Origin of the sequence: Cupriavidus consociatus, assembly GCF_017814975.1 — a bacterium.
Classification (GTDB): domain Bacteria; phylum Pseudomonadota; class Gammaproteobacteria; order Burkholderiales; family Burkholderiaceae; genus Cupriavidus; species Cupriavidus consociatus.
This window is the reverse complement of sequence record NZ_JAGIQA010000040.1, coordinates 1-16231: the sequence shown is the minus strand read 5'-3', so window position 1 is coordinate 16231 and position 16231 is coordinate 1. Positions and strand designations below refer to the sequence as shown.

The window sequence follows — 16231 nt, the reverse complement described above, 5'->3', positions numbered from 1 at the left end:
TGCTACCTCCGGGAGTATTAAGGACCTTGGGTATCGGGAGCTGGATGTCTCGCATTGAGCCATTCGCCGGCTGCCGAGGTGCGAAATACAGCGTGTCCTTGAAGGCGCGGAAGCGGTCGCGCACATCGCCCATCGTCATTGCACCGCCGGAATCGACCACATAGCAGCAAGTGGCGCCGTAGCTTTCCATCAGCCTTGCCTGCCTTGCGAGTTCCGGCGGCGAGGTCATGTGGCTCATGATCAGCCGGAACTTCGGCAGCGCGATCGAGCGGACCGTCAGTCAATACGAAGACCCTGCAGTACGGATCGCGACAGGGGTGAGGCTTTATCTCTACAAGGCTCGCGCGTTCCCGCTGTTCGCACGATTCGTCGTGCAGGCAGGTTTGCACTTGGAGTTTCGCCCGCCCCCTGGTGAGGAAGTTATTCGGCCTTGACGCCGGCATCCTGAATTACCTTCTCCCAGCGGACCTTCTCCGCCTGGACGAAGCGGGCGCTTTCAGCGCGGCTTTGCGCCATCGGATAGGTGCCCAAATCCTTCAGTCGGTCAACGAACACGGACTGCGCGAGGGTGCGACCAACGGCGGCGTTCACCTCGTCGAGCACGGCCCCGGGCGTCCCTTTGGGAGCGAACACCGCGAACCATCCTTTCGCTACCAAACCTGGCGCCACGTCCTTCGCCAACGGAATTCCGTCGAGCCCGGGCAGTTCGGTGTCCGAGGTCACAGCGAGCGCTTTCAGCCGGCCACTCTTCACCAAGGGCACAAGTGGCGCGATGCCGTCAACATAGATCGGCACATCCCCTTTCACCACCGCCTGGATTGCCTGCGTGGTCCCGCTGAAACTGATCTGGCGGAACTTGGCCTTCTGCAACTGGCCCATCATCTCGGCGGTAAGGTGCGGAACCGACCCGCGCGTGGGGCTGCCGATGGCGATGTCGTCCGGATGAGCCTTGCCCGCTTTCAGCACATCGGCCAAGCTCCTGTAACCGGATTTGGGATCCGTGACGAACATCATGGGCGTATATGCCAGCGTGGCGGCAACTTCCGTGTCCCGCTGGATGTCGAACTTTGCTTCCTTGTACAACATCGGCGTAACGACCGCGGCGGCGGCGTGGAAGAGGCCGAGCGTGTACCCATCCGGGGCCGACTGGCGCAGCGCGCTCATTGCCACGATGCCATTGCCACCGGGCTTGTTTTCGACGATGACTTGCTGTTTCCAAGTGGCTGTGAGCCGCTCAGCGACCTGTCTGGCGATGATGTCGGGCGCGCTGCCCGCGATCGATGGCACCACGATGCGCACGATCCTGTCCGGATAAGAAGCACCGTGGGCGGCGCCGGTCAGCCCGGCGAGTAGAAGTAGCCCAAGGCAGGCGCGACGTTTCATGTTGTCTCCCATTTGTAAAGCATCTGCCGGGGGGCGGCATAGCGATGCATATTTGATACTGCCGCAATTAAGTCTATATTAATTGCCAGTGTATCAAATAAGGGCTTACCATTACCTCCTGAAGGAATGCTGACGCAGCAGTACGTCGCGGCTAACGCGCCTTGACATAGGAGAAAAGGACTCCTTTACACGGCCTTGGTCCGGGACTTAGCTGCAGGTCGGCGCCTGGCTTGATCGATGGCTTCTGTTTTGTTCTGGGCCTGGTCCTGGTTTTCACCCTGCTTCCACGCAGCAATGCCATCCAGCGTGATGCGCAGGCCTTCCTCAAACGCGATGTCCGAAGACAGCCGGGAGAACGCCTTGCTGACAAAACGCGCGCCGGGGTACTGGAGTGCCGAAACGGATTCGAGTTTCTTCTCGATGAAGCTTTGATGGTAGGCAGGCAACTGGCGCGATGCTTCCGCCATGCTGGCCGACACCAGATACTGCGCAATCAGGTGATAGCCAAGCGCCACCTGCTCAGCCATATAACCACCCTGCATGATGGCCGACGTCATCCGGTTGAAGAACTCCATCCCGTAATCGGTCTCCCCCGGTTCCACCTCCTGGAACAAGCGATACCGGTTATGCGAAGCCACATAGATACTTACCCCGGGATTCTCTACGGCGACTTCAAAGCTCAGCCGCGCAATCCGCTCCACATCCGCACGCCAGTCGCCCGTCAACGAAGGCATCACACCAACGCGCTGGCGGTAGTAGTCGTTGAGTACACCAGACACAAGCTGGTCGCGCCCCCCGAGGTAATAGTGGATCAATCCAGGCGCCACGCCAAAATCCTTGGCCAGTTGCACCATCGAAATCTGGTCCAGCGGCATGGTCTTGGTCAGCTTGATCGCATGCTGCAGGATAGCAACGCGGCTCAGCATCGGCTCTGCGCCGATCGGTGCATCGGTCTTGGGCGGACGGCCGCGACGGCGCGGCGCAGCGGGAGGGGTGGACGCCTTGTCTGCAGCGGTGGCGGAGGCAGTGGGATTGCGGCGAGCGGCTGTCATGTTGGTTTGACCGGTCATGGAAACAGGGCCGCATAAATTGCGGCCCTGGTAATTTTACCGCGCTGCGCCAGCCTTGGCGAACTCAGGCGCCAGCAGGCTCGGGCAAGACGGAATCCTGCGCGCTCGGGCGCAGGTAGCGCCCCAGCGATAGCGTCAGCGCCCCGGCCGCCAGCAGCATGCACGGCAACACCAGCAGCGCCGTGTCGTAATTGCCATGCCGGTCGAACCAGCCCCCCAGCCCGATCGGTCCGATCACCGCGCCAAAGCCGTAGCCGGAGAACGCAATGCCGAACAGCGCCCCGAACGCGCGCAGCCCGAAATACGAACGCACCAGGTAGGAGATCAGGTCACCCGCCTTGCTGCCATCCTGCAACGCCATGCATGCCGTGGCAACGCCGACCACCAGCGCGGACGCCGCGATCACGCGCCGGATGCCGAACCGGTTCATCATCGTGCCAACCAGCGGGCTGACCACTGCCAGCCCGAACATCGAGGCCGCGTACGACAGCGAGGCTTCCGAGCGGCCCCAGCCGAACTCCTGCGCCAGCGGCTGCACGAAGACGCCGGCGGTGGCGTTGAACAGCGGGGCGTAGCCCGCGAGCATCCCGAGCGCCGCGCCCAGGATGACGGCGACATAGGTCCAGCGGCCGGCGGCCGGCGCCGGTTGGGGGGGCTTGCTGCATGGTGCTTGTCTCCGTTGCGGATGGTGGCAGCCTCTGCGAGCGGCCGTCTTGTTGTCATGCCAGTCCGGTGCGGCTGCCGAGCAAGGCGCCGGCGCCGGGCGCCTCGGCGCGCAGGCCGAGCCGGCGCAGCATCTGGCGCGCGGTGCAGGCCGCCGTCGACGTCACCGGAATGCCGAGCGCCTGCTGCGCCGGCTCCAGCGCCGCGAGCGAAGGCATCTGCACGCAGGCGGACAGCACCACCACGTCGACGCCGGCGGTATCCAGCCGCTGCACGTCCTGCAGCAGCTGCAGCGGGTCGCGCGCGCCGACTTCCAGGTTGTCGAGGATCGAAAAGTTGATCGCATCCTGCACCGCGATGCCTTCGCTTTCGATGTAGTCGACCACGGTGCGCGTGAGCGCATCGCTGTACGGCGCCAGCAGCGCAATCCGGCGCGCGCCGAAGTCCTTGAGTTCTTCTACCAGCGCGCCGGCCGAGGTCATCACTTCAGGCAAATGGGGTATGTCGCCGATCGCCGCGGCGAGGTCTTCGATGACCTGCCGGTGGTAGCCCTGCCCCATGCACATGGTAGCGACCAGGCACGCGGTGCTCATGATGTCGACGCGCGCGTCGGCCAGTTCCTGCGCGCAGCGGCCCATGTCGCGGTTCATCTGCGCCAGTTCCTCGGCCACCACGCGGTGCATGCGCACGCGGCTGGAATGGAAGGAAAAGCGCTCCGGCAGCACCTGCATGCGGCCGGCGAAGATGGCGGGGACTTCGCGCTCCATGGTGATGTTGGAGCTGGGGACGATCTGTCCGATTCTGTATTGCATGATGAACGTTTGAGAATGTCGGCGGCAACGCCGCGCCTCAGCGCGCGGCAGCGGGCCGCTGGAAGGCCGACAGCGCGGCGCGCAGCGAGTCGGGAATGGGCGTGCCGACGCGCTCGTCCAGCCGCACGCAGATGGGCGAGAAGGTTGCGTCGAACACCGCGCTTCCGTCGGGGCGCCGGGCCATGCAGCGGATGTCATAGGAACGCGTGCGGATCGCTTCGATCCAGCACTCGATGTCGATCACATCGTCCGGCCACAAGGTACCGATGAATTCGAAGCGCATCGCCTTGCACGGCGTGCCGACGCCATGCTGTGTGCCTGACCGGCCCGCGCCACCAGAGATATGTTCGGAAAACAGCCCCACCGCACCGAGCAGGTAGTCCGTGAAGCGGCCGGTGTAGACCACCCCGGCGGGATCGCAGTCGCCCCAGCGCACGGTGCGGCGCACCACGAACGGCTGCTCGCTCAGCACATACTCGGTGGCGCGGATCATGGGTGCTGCCCCGCCGGCACCGACACGCCCGCCGCCGTCAGCTCGGCGAGCAGGTTCGGGTACTGCTCGCGCAGCCGGTTCAGGTCGACGCGGCCGGTTCGTGTCATGAAGCGGAACACGAACTCGTGCGCCGTGGGCAGATCCATCCATTCGCGGATGCGTTCGTACCAGTTGTACGACGCCTCCGAGGCGCTGATCAGCTTGGCCTTCTCCGGCCGGCGCTTGGCATCATAGCGCTGCAGTGCTGCCTGCACATCGTCCGGCGAAGCGACGATGGCCTCCGCCAGCGCGATCGCGTCTTCCATGGCAATGCGCGTGCCCGAGCCGATCGAGAAATGCGCGCTGGTCAGCGCATCGCCGATCAGCACCTGGTTGCCGACATGCCAGGTGTCATTGACGATCACCGGGAACTGGCGCCACACCGAGTTGTTCGACACCAGCCGGTAACCCCCCAGCTCGGCGGCAAAGATCTTCTCGAACAACGCCTGACGCTCTTCCTGCGTCATCGACTCCATGCCGAAGCCGATCCAGGTCTGGTGGTCGCATTCGGCCACAAAAGTGCTCATCGAATCCGAGTATGGATAGTAGTGCGCGACGAAATATCCGCCTTCGTACTTTCGGAACACCAGTGCCGGGTTCGGGAACGGCTTCTCCACGCCATACCACGCGAAATGGTTGGTCAGGCTGTGGCGGCGCGTGCCGAAGCCGGCCTCGTTGGCGGCGCGCACCTGTGAATTGACGCCGTCCGCACCGACCACCAGGTCGGCATCGATGGCCGAGGAATCGCTGATGCGCTGGTTGTACGTGATCCGTACCCCCAACTCGCGCGCGCGCGCCTGCAGGATCTGCAGCAGCCGGATGCGCGGGATCGCGCCGCCGCCCACGCCGGGACGTTTCATCGTGATCGGATGCTCGTGACTGACGATGGAGTGGCGATCGCTGAAGCGCATCGCACGCGCCAGTTCATCGACCACCTCCGGCGAAGCCGCGCGCAAGTTGGACAGTCCGGTATCTGCCAGCACCACGCCAAAGCCGAAGGTGGCGTCTTCCGGATTCTGCTCGTAGATGTCGATGTCGACATCGGCAAGCCGTTCCTTCAGCAGGATCGACAGGAACAGCCCGGACGGGCCGCCCCCGATAATGGCGATCTTCATCTGGCTTCTCCCGGGGCGATGACCAATGCATCCATGTCGAACTGTTCGATGCGCCCTGCCAGCCCTCCGGTCAGGGCGCCGTACCAGACCGCCGGCTTGAAGCCGAGCGCCTTGCGGCCGAAGCGGATGCCGGGGTTGCCGTCGATGCGCACGTAGCCGTTGCCGAGCGGCGTGGTGGCGTACCCTTCGGTCTTGCCGGCCACGTCGAGCAGCGCAGAAAACTCGGGAACGTCGAGTACGAACACCGAAGCCTTGCCCGCCGGCGCGGTCTTGTCGATCAGCGCGGCCTTGCGCTGCCACACCGGTTCGATCGAGCTGAACGGCGCACCATCCTTGCCGGCGTTCTCCAGCTCGATGGCGGCCTCGACGGTCAGCCGGGCATCCTCGGCATCGGACTCGCTGAACGGGCGCACCTGCCAGGTGATCTCGATCGGATACCCGTTGGGGTCGTTAAAGTAGATCGATTCGATCACCTCGTGCCGGATCTGGTAGCGCAGCGGGATGCCGACCGCTTCGACGCGCTGGCGCCACAGCAGCAGTTCGGCCTCGTCGCGCACGCGCCAGGCCGTGTGCGTGGCGCGGTCCTGGTAGTGTTCGCGCACGGTCAGCCAGTCGGGCCGCTCCGTGCCGATGTAATAGAAGAAGGCGATGGTGCTGCCGTTGCCGCTGTCGAAGAAGAAGTGCAGGAAGTCGGCATGGTTGTCCGGACCCCAGCCCTTGGCGGAGATCGCATGCACCAGCGGCAGGCCGAGCAAGTCGCGGTAGAAGTGCACGGTCTCGGCCAGCTTCCAGGTCGGGCGCGCCGTGTGGTGCACGCCATGCAGCTGGACGGAAGGCGCTGCGGCAATGGTCGTCGCTTGAGTCGTCGCTTGGGTCATCTCACTTCCCTTGGTTGGTGTTGCCACGGGCCGCCTCGGCCTCGAGCGTCTGGGTGATCTGCTGGCGCAGTAGCGCCTTGCTGAGCTTGCCGGATGCGGTCAGCGGAAATTCGCTAATCACCTCGATGCGCTCCGGCCACTTGAACTTGGCCAGGCCAGCCTGCTGGAGGTATTCGGTCAGCTGCGGCAGCGACAGGCTGGTGGCTGGCGGCTTGGGCACGACGAACGCACACACGCGCTCGCCGTAGATGCGGTCGGGCATGCCCACCACGGCCGAGGCGAGCACTGCGGGATGCTGGTTGATGACGTTCTCCAGTTCTTCCGCGTTGATCTTCTCGCCGCCGCGATCGACTACATCCTTGATGCGGCCGCAGAAGAAGTAATAGCGACGCCCGTTGACCACGCGCGACGACATCAGGTCGCCGGAACGGTAGAAGCCGTCGGCGGTAAAGCGCGTCACGTCTTCCTTCTCGGACTTGTAGTAGCCGCGGATCGTGTATGGGCCGCGGAACAGCGCCTCGCCAGCCTCGCCGTCGAGTACCGGGTCTTCGGTGCCGGGATGGACGATCTTTACTTCGTCGTACTCGGACACCGGGCTGCCGATCGAGGTATCGCGGATATCTTGCGGGTCGTCGCGGCGCGCGAACATGATCACGCCCTCGGTCATGCCGAAGATATGGTGCGTTGGCGAGCCAGTCAGCCGCGTCAGCCCCGCGGCGTTCTTCGGGGCAATGAAGTTGCGTCGCGCGCGCTCGGCTGCGCCGGCCCTGGCCAGCTCGGGCGCGATCCGTGTCAGGATCGGGCCGGCCACGCCGAGCCACGTCGGACGGTAGTCGCGCACCAGCTGCTGCAGGTTCTCTTCGCCGATGTCGGGCGACACGGTCACGGTCGCGCCGGTCAGCAGGAACGGGCCGAAGAAGCAGCCCATGTTGAGGTTGTGCATGTACGGCGTGGGGAAGAACAGCACGTCTTCCTGCGTGTAGCCGTTGCACGCGGCTACCGCGCGCATGTTGTACAGGTACTCGTTCTGGAAGCGCGGGATGATCTTGGGCACGCCGGTGGTGCCACCGGAGAGCTGGAACACCGCCACCTGGAATGGATCGAGCCGCACGCCGGCGAGCAACTCGCGCGCCCGCGCCAGCGGCATCGCCTGGATCAGGTCGGCCAGCAGCGCTGCCTTGCCACGACGCTCGCCGCGCGCCTGCAGGATATGGGCAAGGCTCGGTACCTCGGCCTGCATCGCTTCGGCAAAAGCCACATCGTCGAACTTGGGATCATCTCCCTGCACCAGGTGCAGCCGCGCTTCGCACAGGGTGCCCAGGTAGCCGATCTCCAGCTTGCGGAACGCCTGCAGCGAGCACAGCGGGATGATGGCGGCCTTCAGGCAGGCAAAGAACGCCAGCAGCAGTTCATTGCAGTTGCCGCACTGGAACACGGCGCGATCCAGCGGCTTCAGGCCGAGCGTCAGCAGTGCCGCGGCCAGGCGGTCGGTCTGCTCGTCGAGCTGGCGATAAGTCAGTTCGCCTTCGGGGCCCGCCAGCGCCAGGCGGTCGGCATGGCGTTCGAACGATTCGCGAAAGGCGCCTGCCAGGGATTCGCCGGTCAGCACGCCTTCGGCGACATAGCGGCGCAGCCTGTCTTCGTCTGGATACCTGACGCCCTCCAGCAACTGCGGCGGACGGACGGTGTGGTTCTGCAACATGTGTCTCTACCCTGTTTGTCGATGGTCGGAACCGCGTGCGTTGTAGTCGGGGGGCGACCGCGCGCTGGCCCAGCGGAATGCTTGTCGGCTAGCCCATTTGCTCGCGCAGCCAGGCGACGATATGGCGGCCGGCGATGCGCTGGCCCGGCTCCTCGTCCCGGCTCAGGGCCATGCCGTGGTGGTTGCCGCGCACGCGCAGGTGCTGCTTGCGCGCGCTCGGGATCTGTTGGTAGATCGCTTCGATGTCGGCCGGGAAGGTGCACTGGTCGCCGGTGTATTCCAGCAGCAGCGTGGGCTGGTGCAGGGCATCGAGGGTCTTGTCGAGCGCGGCATTCGACGACAGTCCGGACCACGTTGACAGCCACGACTCGGGCGTGACCACGCGGCCGAAGCCAACGCTGCCCCAGTTCGACACGAACGGGTCCTTACCCCACAGCGAGCCGGTCTTGCGGTCCGAGGGATCGAGCGAGATGTCCCACGATCGCAGATCGGCATCGGTACGCCAGACCTGGAAGATGGGCGCATGCGCGGCCACGCGACGGTCGGCTTCGGTGCCGCTGCCGGCCTTGATGCGCTGCCGCGCTTCGTGCTTGGCCTGAAGGAGTGCGCGGGCGCGGCTGTCGATGCGGGCCACGCGCTTTTCCTGTGCTTCCCGATAGCGTGTGATGAAGTCCGGCGCATAGCTGCCGCGCCCGGCGGCAGCATCGAAGCCGTTGGCGGCTGAGAATGGGTCGAGCGACGGGTCGGTTTGCATGGGGTCGTCCTCGTCAACCACGGATGGGTCGAGGCCGCTCATCAGCAATTTGCCCTGGCCGGGGTGGGGCGAAAGCAGGATCATGCCGTCGACCACCGGCATCCGGGCTTCGGCCAGGCTGGTCGGGCGGCCGCCCGGCGTGCGGGCGACGCGCTGCTCGGGGGCAGCTTGCGACTGCTGGTTGTAGAAGGCGTACAGCCCCGCGCCGCCGGAGTTGCCTAGCAGCACGATGCGCTCGTAGCCCAGCTCGCGCAAGTGGGTCATGCCGGCGGCTACGTCGAGCAAGGCAATTTCATGCTCCAAACGCAGATCGTTGCCGATCGAGCGCGGACCCTGCACCCAGCAGGCGCATCCGGCGTCCAGAACGAATGGCACCAGGTAGTGGGTGATGGCCATTTCGCGGGGGTGCATCAGGGAAACGACGGCTTTTTCCTTGCCGGTTACCGTGAACAGAAATCCCAGCGTGCGTTGGCCGTCGGCTGTGCCGAGTGCATAGGGGACCATTTGGTATGGACGCGACATGAGGCGAGCGTCCCACGATGCACCTCGCATGCCTGCCGTGACCTGCGGCTTGTCTTGATCTGTCACGATGTCTCCTTTGATAAATGCCACCGTCTCAATAATGTAGATATTATTTGAGATACAGTCAAATAATGGTTTTCCCGGCATGAGGAAGAGGTTCTGCCTTCCAAGCGCACTGAACACGATGGGTGCCGAGCAACGTGATGCTCAACAAATCCGGCGCCCGGCACGGGATCGCGCGCATCCTGCTGACGTGGGGCGCGGTGGCTGTGATGTCGGCCGTCGTGCAGAACGCAACGCAGCTTTATATCCTGCGCATCCTGCTCGGCGTGGCAGAAGCGGGCTTCTTCCCGGGCATCATCGCCTACCTGACGGCATTGGTGCGCCAGGTAATCCTGCGGACGATGGCGCGCTCGTCTTGCGGGGATATCGCTTGCATGCTGTCTGCTGTCTTGCCAGGCGTCTGCGGACGCCTGGCTCCTTCAGGTGGTGGGGATTACGGTCAGGCCTGGTGCCGGGAAAACACCATGCACACCGGGCTGCCGGTGCGGACACTAAAGCCGGTCGGATAAAGCCGGCCCGAGTTCGGGTTGATGTGGAAGGCGATGATGGTGTCGCTGTCCTCGTTGAGCGCGTACAGGAAGCGGCCGCTGGGGTCGGTGGTGAAGAAGCGCGGCGTGCGCCCGTGTGACAGGTCGGCGCCGGTAAAGCGCAGCAGGCTGGTGCTCGGGTCCACGGCGAACACCGCGATGCTGTCGTGGCCGCGGTTGGACGCATAGACGAAGCGTCCACTGCGGTCCACCTCGATCTCGGCCGCGCGGCTGTTGCCGGTGAAGGTTTCCGGCAACGTCGGCAGGATTTGCAGGGGTGTGAGCTGCGCCGTGCTGCGGTTGTACGAATACGTCGTCACTGTCGAGTCCAGCTCGTTGACGACATAGGCGTAGCGGCCGTTCGGATGGAAAGCAACATGCCGGGGTCCCGACGCCTCGCGCGACTCGACAAAGCTTGGCGCTGCCGGTGCCAGCTTGCCGTCGGCAAAGCGGAACGCAAAGGTACGGTCCAGCCCCTTGTCCGGCACGATGACGAAGTTGCCTGACGGATCGAACGGATTGAAGTGCGGCTTCGCTTGCTTCTGCTCGGTGCGGTGCGGCCCGATCGGACCGTCCAGCTTGACTAGCTGCGTCATCTCGCCGAGCGCGCCATGGTCGCTCAGCGGCAACACCGCGAGGCTCGCGCCGATATGGTTGGACACCACGATATAGCGTTCGCTCGGATCCAGCGCGAGATGCACGGGGTTTTTGCCATGCGTGCTTTGCCGGTTGATGAACTCCAGACGTCCGCTGGCGCGATCGACGGCGAAGGCGCTGATCTCGCTCATGTCGCCATGCACGCTATACAGGCGATCGCCCCGGCGGTTCAGGGTCAAAAACGACGGATTGACCAGATCGCCCACGACCTGCACTGGCTCCAGCGCTCCGCTGGCGGCTTCCACGCGAAACACACTGATGCCGTCTCCACGAGCGTTGCGCTCACGGGTGGTGCGGGAGCCTACATAGGCGTACATGAACTTTCCTTTCATTGAAATGGATGAGTGGCTTGCGCTGGCGCTGCGGGCATGGGCGGGCCCTGCGATGGTGTTCAGCCCGGCCAGCGCGACGGCGCAGGCGGCGCCTTGCATTAGTTGCCGGCGCGGGGCGCTCGGCCAAGGCGGTGGATTTGGCTCTTTCGGGGATGGCATCTGGCTGACTCCGGGTTTTCACTTTATTGCATTTTTACGCAAATACGTGCAAAACTACAGCGATGGAAAACACCAACCCCATCCAATCGGCGTCGCTGAGTGTCGGTAATGCCACTTACCGCATCGTCGACCTGCCCGCCGTCGCCGGCAACAAGCTGTGGCGACTGCCCGTCGTCCTCCGGCTGCTGCTGGAGAATGTGATCCGCAATGCCGAAGGCGCCGAGCGCGACGACGCCGTGGCCAGCATCCTCGCGTGGCTGGAGCACGGCACCAGTGAAGCCGAGATTGCCTACCAGCCCGGCCGCGTGCTGATGCACGACACCACCAGCACGCCCGCGCTGGTCGACGTGGCGGCGATGCGCGATGCCGTGGCCGAGGCCGGCCGCGATCCCTACCTGCTCAATCCGGTGCTGCCGGTGGATTCCTCGGTGGACCACTCGCTGGCGGTCGAGTACTACGCCCGCGCCGACGCCGTGCCGCGCAACCTGGAAACCGAGACGCGCCGCAATGCCGAGCGCTATGGTTTCCTGCGCTGGGCCTCGAAGGCGCTGCACGGCGTGCGCATCCATCCGCCGGGCACCGGCATCATGCACACCATCAACCTCGAACAGCTCGCCACCGTGGTCGCGCTCGAACAGCGCGGCGGCGAAGACTGGGCCGTGCCTGACATGATGATTGGCACCGACAGCCATACGCCGATGATCAACGGCATCGGCGTGCTGGGCTGGGGCGTGGGCGGGCTGGAGGCGCAGACGGTGATGTTCGGCATGCCGGTGATGCAGCGCATCCCCGATGTCATTGGCGTGCGGCTGACCGGCGCGCTGCAGCCGGGCGTGCTGGCCACCGACCTGGCGCTGACCGTGACCAAGCGGCTGCGCGAGCTTGGCGTTTCCGGCGAATTCGTCGAGTTCTTCGGTCCTGGCGTTTCGACGCTGTCCGCCGGCGACCGCGCGGTGGTCGCCAACATGGCGCCCGAATACGGCGCCACCACCGGCTTTTTCCCGGTCGACGACCACACCCTGCAATACCTGCGCAGCACCGGCCGCGACGAGGCCGCGATCGCGCTGGTCGAGGCCTATGCGCGCCGCGTCGGCCTGTGGTTCGACAGCGCCGCGCAGCCGCGCTACACCACTGTGCTGGAACTGGACCTCGATACCGTGGGCATGCATGTGGCCGGCCCGCGCCGTCCGCAGGACCTGCTGGGCTATGCCGACACCGGCCGCGCGCTGGCGCCGTTCGGCTTCACGCCGGCGCATACCGGCTCAGGGATGCCGCGGCACCCGGTGGCGATCGGCGCGATCACCAGCTGCACCAACACCACCGATCCGGCGCTGCTGGTCGCCGCCGCGCTGGTGGCCCGCAAGGCGCGTGCGCTAGGCCTGCGGGTGCCGGCGTGGATCAAGACTTCGTTGGCGCCGGGATCGCCGGCGGCGGCGCGCTACCTGGAACGCGCCGGGCTGACCGACGACCTCGCCGCAGTCGGCTTCGACATCGTCGGCTACGGCTGCACCACGTGCATCGGCAACCCGGGTCCGCTGACGCAGCCGATCGCCGACGCCATTGCCGATGGCAGCGCGCAGCCGGTGGCGATCCTGTCGGGCAACCGCAATTTCCCGGGGCGCGTCCACCCGGACCTGAGCCTGGGCTTCATCATGTCGCCGCCGCTGGTGGTGGCATTCGCGCTGGCCGGCAATGCCGAGGCCGACCTGAGCCGCGACCCGGTGCAGACCGCTGCCGATGGCACCCCGGTGTACCTGAGAGACCTGTGGCCCTCGCGCGAGGAAATCGATGCGCTGGTGGCGCGCGGCACCGCGCCCGCCGATTACCGCGAGGCCTTCCGCGTCGCCAGCGCCAACCCGCTGTGGCAGGCCCTGCCCTCGCCAGACACGCCGCGCTACCCGTGGAACCCGGCCTCGACCGCGCTGCGCCGCCCGCCGTTCGCGTCGGCCGACCAGGGCAGCCAGCTCGGCAGCTACGAGGCCTATCCGCTGCTGGTGCTGGGCGACGACATCACCACCGACCATATCTCGCCGGCCAGCGCGATTCCGCAGGACAGCTTCATTGCCGACTTCCTGGTCGCACGCGGCGAAAACCGCAATGACCTGAACGTGTTTGCCTCGCGCCGCGGCAACTGGGAGGTCATGATGCGCGCCGCGTTCTACAACAAGACGCTGGTCAACCTGCTGCACCGAGCGGCCCCGGTGGGCCACACGCTGCACGTGCCGAGCAACGAAGTGCAGCCGATCTTCGAGGTCGCCGAGCGTTACCGTGCCGACGGCGACGCGGTGGTGCTGGTCGCCGGCGAACGCTACGGCACCGGCTCGTCGCGCGACTGGGCGGCCAAGGGCCAGCGGCTGCTCGGCATCCGCGCGGTCATTGCGCCGAGCTTCGAGCGCATCCACCGCTCCAACCTGATCGGCATGGGCATCCTGCCGGTCCGGCTGCCGCGCGGCACCGGCCCGCGCACCCTCGACATCAAGCCAGGAGACAAGATCCACGTGGAGGCGCCTGCAGAGGCCATCGCGCCGCGCTGCCGCATCCCGGTCCGCATCGTGCGCGCCAGCGGGGCCATCGATGTGATCGATGCCACCGCAGCGGTCGAAACCCAGCTCGAAGTCGAGCTGCTGCGGCGTGGCGGTGTCATCCCGCTGATCCTGCACAGGACCCTGATGCAGGCTGCCCCGTCGCAGGCCGCCGCGCAGACCGCTTGAACCACAACGCGCCACTGAAGCAGAGCACCAGCCCTCATGGAACACGACAAGTCCATCGCCACGCGTATCGTCGAGCTGATCCAGGCCGACGGCATGCACGTCGGCGCGCACCTGCCTGCGCAGATGCTGGCCGACCGGCTGCGGGTGTCGCGCACGCCGGTCAACGAGGCGCTGGCGCTGCTGCAGGACAAGGGCGTGCTGGCGCGCGAGCGCAACCGCGGCTTTTTCCTGGCGCAGCCGGTCGACGTGCCTCTGCCGACATGGCGGCGCAGCTGGGCCTGACGGAAGTGGACCCCGTCGCGCAAGCGTACTTCCGCATTGCCGACGACCTGCTCAAGGGCGAGCTGCCCGCGCAGGTGGCGGAACAAACGCTGCGCCACCGCTATGGCCTGACCGCCACGCAGCTGAATGCCGTGCTCAAGCGCATCGCGCAGGAGGGCTGGGCGGAGCGCAAGCCTGGATATGGCTGGGAGTTCTCCACCATGCTGACCACGCCGGACAGCCTGTTGCAGTCGTATCGCATGCGTTTGGCCCTGGAGCCTGCCGCGCTGCTGGAGCCAGGCTATCGGTTGGAGCCGAAAGTATTGGATCGGTTGCGCGCGGCGGAACTGGACCTGCTCGACGGCGGCATAGCCTCGGCAACCGCCGACCAACTCCACGACCGCGGCGTGCGCTTCCATGAATCGCTGGTGGAAGCGTCCGGCAACGCCTTTTTCACCGATGCCATCCGGCGCGTCAATCGTGTCCGCCGCCTGCTGTCGTACCGCTCGATGCGCGACCGCGAGCGCTATCCCGAGCATGCGCGCCAGCATCTGCACATCCTCGCGCTGCTGGAACGCGGCCGGAACGAAGAAGCCTCCGGCTTCCTGCGCGAGCACCTGCGCCATACGCTCGACGCGCTCGCCAGCATCGCGTGCCTGCTCAAACCCTGACTCATTCAACGACCACCATGCGCACTGACCCAGAACTCCTTGCCGCCTTCGCGCCCACCGGCGTGCTGCGCGCCTCGATCAACCTCGGCAACCCCATTCTCGCCAACCGCGGCAACGACGGCCAACCCTTCGGCGTTTCCGTGGACCTGGCCAACGCGCTGGCGCAGCGCCTGGGCCTGCCGCTGGAACTGGTGGTGGTCGACGCCGCCGGCAAGTCCGTGGAACTGGTGTCGGGCGAAGCCGCCGACGTCGGCTTCTTTGCGGTCGATCCGAAGCGCGCCGCGACCATCCATTTCACGGCACCCTACGTGCTGATCGAAGGCTGGTACCTGGTGCGCGATGTTTCGGCGGTGCGGAGCAACGCCGACGTCGACGTCGCCGGCAACCGCGTCGCGGTCGGCAAGGGCAGCGCCTATGACCTGTTCCTGTCGCGCGAACTGAAGGCCGCGCAGATCGTGCATGCGCCAACGTCGCCGACTGTCGTGCAGACCTTCCTCGAGCAAGAGCTGGAAGTTGCTGCCGGAGTCCGGCAGCAACTGGAAGCCGATGCGGCAAAACATCCCGGCCTGCGCCTGCTGGACGAGCGCTTCATGGTGATCCGGCAGGCCATGGGCGTGCCGCAGAGCCGTGGCAGCCGTGCCGCGGCGTACCTGCATGCCTTCGTGGAAAGCATGAAAGCCAGCGGCTTTGTCGCGCAGGCGCTGGCGCGGCACCACATCGCCGGCGCGACGGTCGCGCCGGCGCAAGAGACTGCCTGATTCGGCTGCCTGATCCAGGCGGCGCGCAGCCCAACCCCCATCCCGCAACACCACGTATCCCTGCAACGGCAGTCCCCCTGCCCGGCAGACGACCAGAAACATCGACGACAGGAGACACCATGTTTGCCACCTTCAACCGGCTTGCCGCCACCACTGCGCTTGTCCTGCTTGGCGCCGCGGCACCACTTCACCACGCCCACGCGCAATCGACGCTGGAATTGAAGATCACCGCCCCCGCCGCACCTGGCGGGGGCTGGGACGGCGCCTCGCGCTCCTTGCAGCAGGCCATGGTCGCCAGCGGCGCGGCCAGGAGCGTCCAGGTCAACAACATCCCCGGCGCCGGCGGCACCGTGGGCCTGGCGCAGTTCGTCAACAATGCCAAAGGCGACGGCAACCAGCTGATGACCATGGGCATCACTATGCTCGGCGCGGTCGTCACCAACAAGGCGCCCGTCAGCACCGACAAGGTCACGCCGATCGCGCGCCTGACCGCCGACGCGCTGGTGGTGGTAGTGCCGGCCAGCTCGCCGCACAAGACCATGCAGGAGCTCGCCGCGGCGATCAGGGCCGATGCAGGGAAGGTGGTGTGGGCCGGCGGCTCGGCCGGCGGCGCCGACCACATGCTGGCGGCGCTGGTGGTCAAGGCCGCCGGCGGCAATAC

The 16231-nt window shown here is 65.9% G+C and carries 15 protein-coding genes and 3 pseudogenes; 7 read left to right on the top strand and 11 right to left on the bottom strand.

Going from position 1 to position 16231, the window contains the following annotated elements:
• Nucleotides 1-88: 88 nt before the first annotated feature.
• A pseudogene (locus J8I82_RS33860) lies at nt 89-244 on the bottom strand (4-hydroxy-2-oxovalerate aldolase); the annotation flags it as partial.
• Here J8I82_RS33860 and J8I82_RS33855 point away from each other — a divergent pair.
• Nucleotides 228-434 carry a hypothetical protein gene (locus J8I82_RS33855; RefSeq protein WP_209764047.1) on the top strand — a complete coding sequence of 69 codons (207 nt, stop codon included), beginning with the start codon at nt 228-230 and terminating at the stop codon, nt 432-434. The pseudogene J8I82_RS33860 and the gene J8I82_RS33855 sit on opposite strands and share 17 nt — an antisense overlap.
• Here J8I82_RS33855 and J8I82_RS33850 read toward each other — a convergent pair.
• The 9 genes from J8I82_RS33850 to J8I82_RS33810 form a co-directional block, all read right to left on the bottom strand.
• Nucleotides 421-1383: a Bug family tripartite tricarboxylate transporter substrate binding protein gene (locus tag J8I82_RS33850; RefSeq protein ID WP_209764046.1), complete on the bottom strand. Its 963-nt coding sequence runs from the start codon at nt 1381-1383 to the stop codon at nt 421-423. The two genes, J8I82_RS33855 and J8I82_RS33850, sit on opposite strands and share 14 nt — an antisense overlap.
• A 185-nt stretch (nt 1384-1568) precedes the next feature.
• Nucleotides 1569-2453, bottom strand: a complete 885-nt coding sequence (locus tag J8I82_RS33845) for a TetR/AcrR family transcriptional regulator (protein ID WP_245180443.1) — start codon at nt 2451-2453, stop codon at nt 1569-1571.
• A 64-nt stretch (nt 2454-2517) separates the two neighbouring features.
• Nucleotides 2518-3039, bottom strand: a complete 522-nt coding sequence (locus tag J8I82_RS33840; RefSeq protein WP_245180442.1) for an MFS transporter — start codon at nt 3037-3039, stop codon at nt 2518-2520.
• Nucleotides 3040-3172: 133 nt separating this feature from the next.
• Nucleotides 3173-3928: a maleate cis-trans isomerase family protein gene (locus tag J8I82_RS33835; RefSeq protein ID WP_209764045.1), complete on the bottom strand. Its 756-nt coding sequence runs from the start codon at nt 3926-3928 to the stop codon at nt 3173-3175.
• Between the two features lie 37 nt (nt 3929-3965).
• Nucleotides 3966-4421, bottom strand: a complete 456-nt coding sequence (locus tag J8I82_RS33830; protein WP_209764044.1) for an acyl-CoA thioesterase — start codon at nt 4419-4421, stop codon at nt 3966-3968.
• A complete protein-coding gene (locus J8I82_RS33825) occupies nt 4418-5575 on the bottom strand; it encodes an FAD-dependent monooxygenase (protein WP_209764043.1) in 1158 nt (385 codons plus the stop codon). Before J8I82_RS33825 ends, J8I82_RS33830 begins: the two co-directional genes overlap by 4 nt.
• Nucleotides 5572-6453 (bottom strand): VOC family protein, encoded by an 882-nt coding sequence (locus J8I82_RS33820; protein ID WP_209764042.1) that lies wholly within the window; start codon nt 6451-6453, stop codon nt 5572-5574. The genes J8I82_RS33825 and J8I82_RS33820 overlap by 4 nt, the downstream gene beginning before the upstream one ends.
• A gap of 1 nt (nt 6454) precedes the next feature.
• Nucleotides 6455-8155, bottom strand: a complete 1701-nt coding sequence (locus J8I82_RS33815) for an AMP-binding protein (RefSeq protein WP_209764040.1) — start codon at nt 8153-8155, stop codon at nt 6455-6457.
• Nucleotides 8156-8243: 88 nt separating this feature from the next.
• Nucleotides 8244-9497: an alpha/beta fold hydrolase gene (locus tag J8I82_RS33810; RefSeq protein ID WP_209764038.1), complete on the bottom strand. Its 1254-nt coding sequence runs from the start codon at nt 9495-9497 to the stop codon at nt 8244-8246.
• 122 nt (nt 9498-9619) lie between these two features.
• Here J8I82_RS33810 and J8I82_RS33805 point away from each other — a divergent pair.
• Nucleotides 9620-9835, top strand: a pseudogene (locus J8I82_RS33805) (MFS transporter); the annotation flags it as partial.
• A gap of 98 nt (nt 9836-9933) precedes the next feature.
• On the opposite strand, the gene J8I82_RS33800 reads toward J8I82_RS33805, so the two are convergent.
• Complete coding sequence (locus tag J8I82_RS33800; protein WP_245180441.1) at nt 9934-10995, bottom strand: lactonase family protein; 1062 nt, start codon at nt 10993-10995, stop codon at nt 9934-9936.
• Here J8I82_RS33800 and J8I82_RS33795 point away from each other — a divergent pair.
• From J8I82_RS33795 to J8I82_RS33775, 5 genes and pseudogenes are all read left to right on the top strand, one after another.
• A complete protein-coding gene (locus J8I82_RS33795; protein WP_209764080.1) occupies nt 10994-11278 on the top strand; it encodes a hypothetical protein in 285 nt (94 codons plus the stop codon). The two genes, J8I82_RS33800 and J8I82_RS33795, sit on opposite strands and share 2 nt — an antisense overlap.
• Nucleotides 11232-13880, top strand: coding sequence for an aconitate hydratase AcnA (gene acnA / locus J8I82_RS33790; protein WP_209764034.1), 2649 nt, complete (start codon nt 11232-11234; stop codon nt 13878-13880). Before J8I82_RS33795 ends, acnA begins: the two co-directional genes overlap by 47 nt.
• A 36-nt stretch (nt 13881-13916) precedes the next feature.
• Nucleotides 13917-14812: pseudogene (locus J8I82_RS33785) on the top strand (GntR family transcriptional regulator).
• 17 nt (nt 14813-14829) lie between these two features.
• Nucleotides 14830-15570, top strand: coding sequence for an ABC transporter substrate-binding protein (locus tag J8I82_RS33780; RefSeq protein ID WP_209764032.1), 741 nt, complete (start codon nt 14830-14832; stop codon nt 15568-15570).
• A 119-nt stretch (nt 15571-15689) separates the two neighbouring features.
• The coding region (locus J8I82_RS33775) for a tripartite tricarboxylate transporter substrate-binding protein (RefSeq protein ID WP_280908696.1) at nt 15690-16231 on the top strand (542 nt) is incomplete at its 3' end.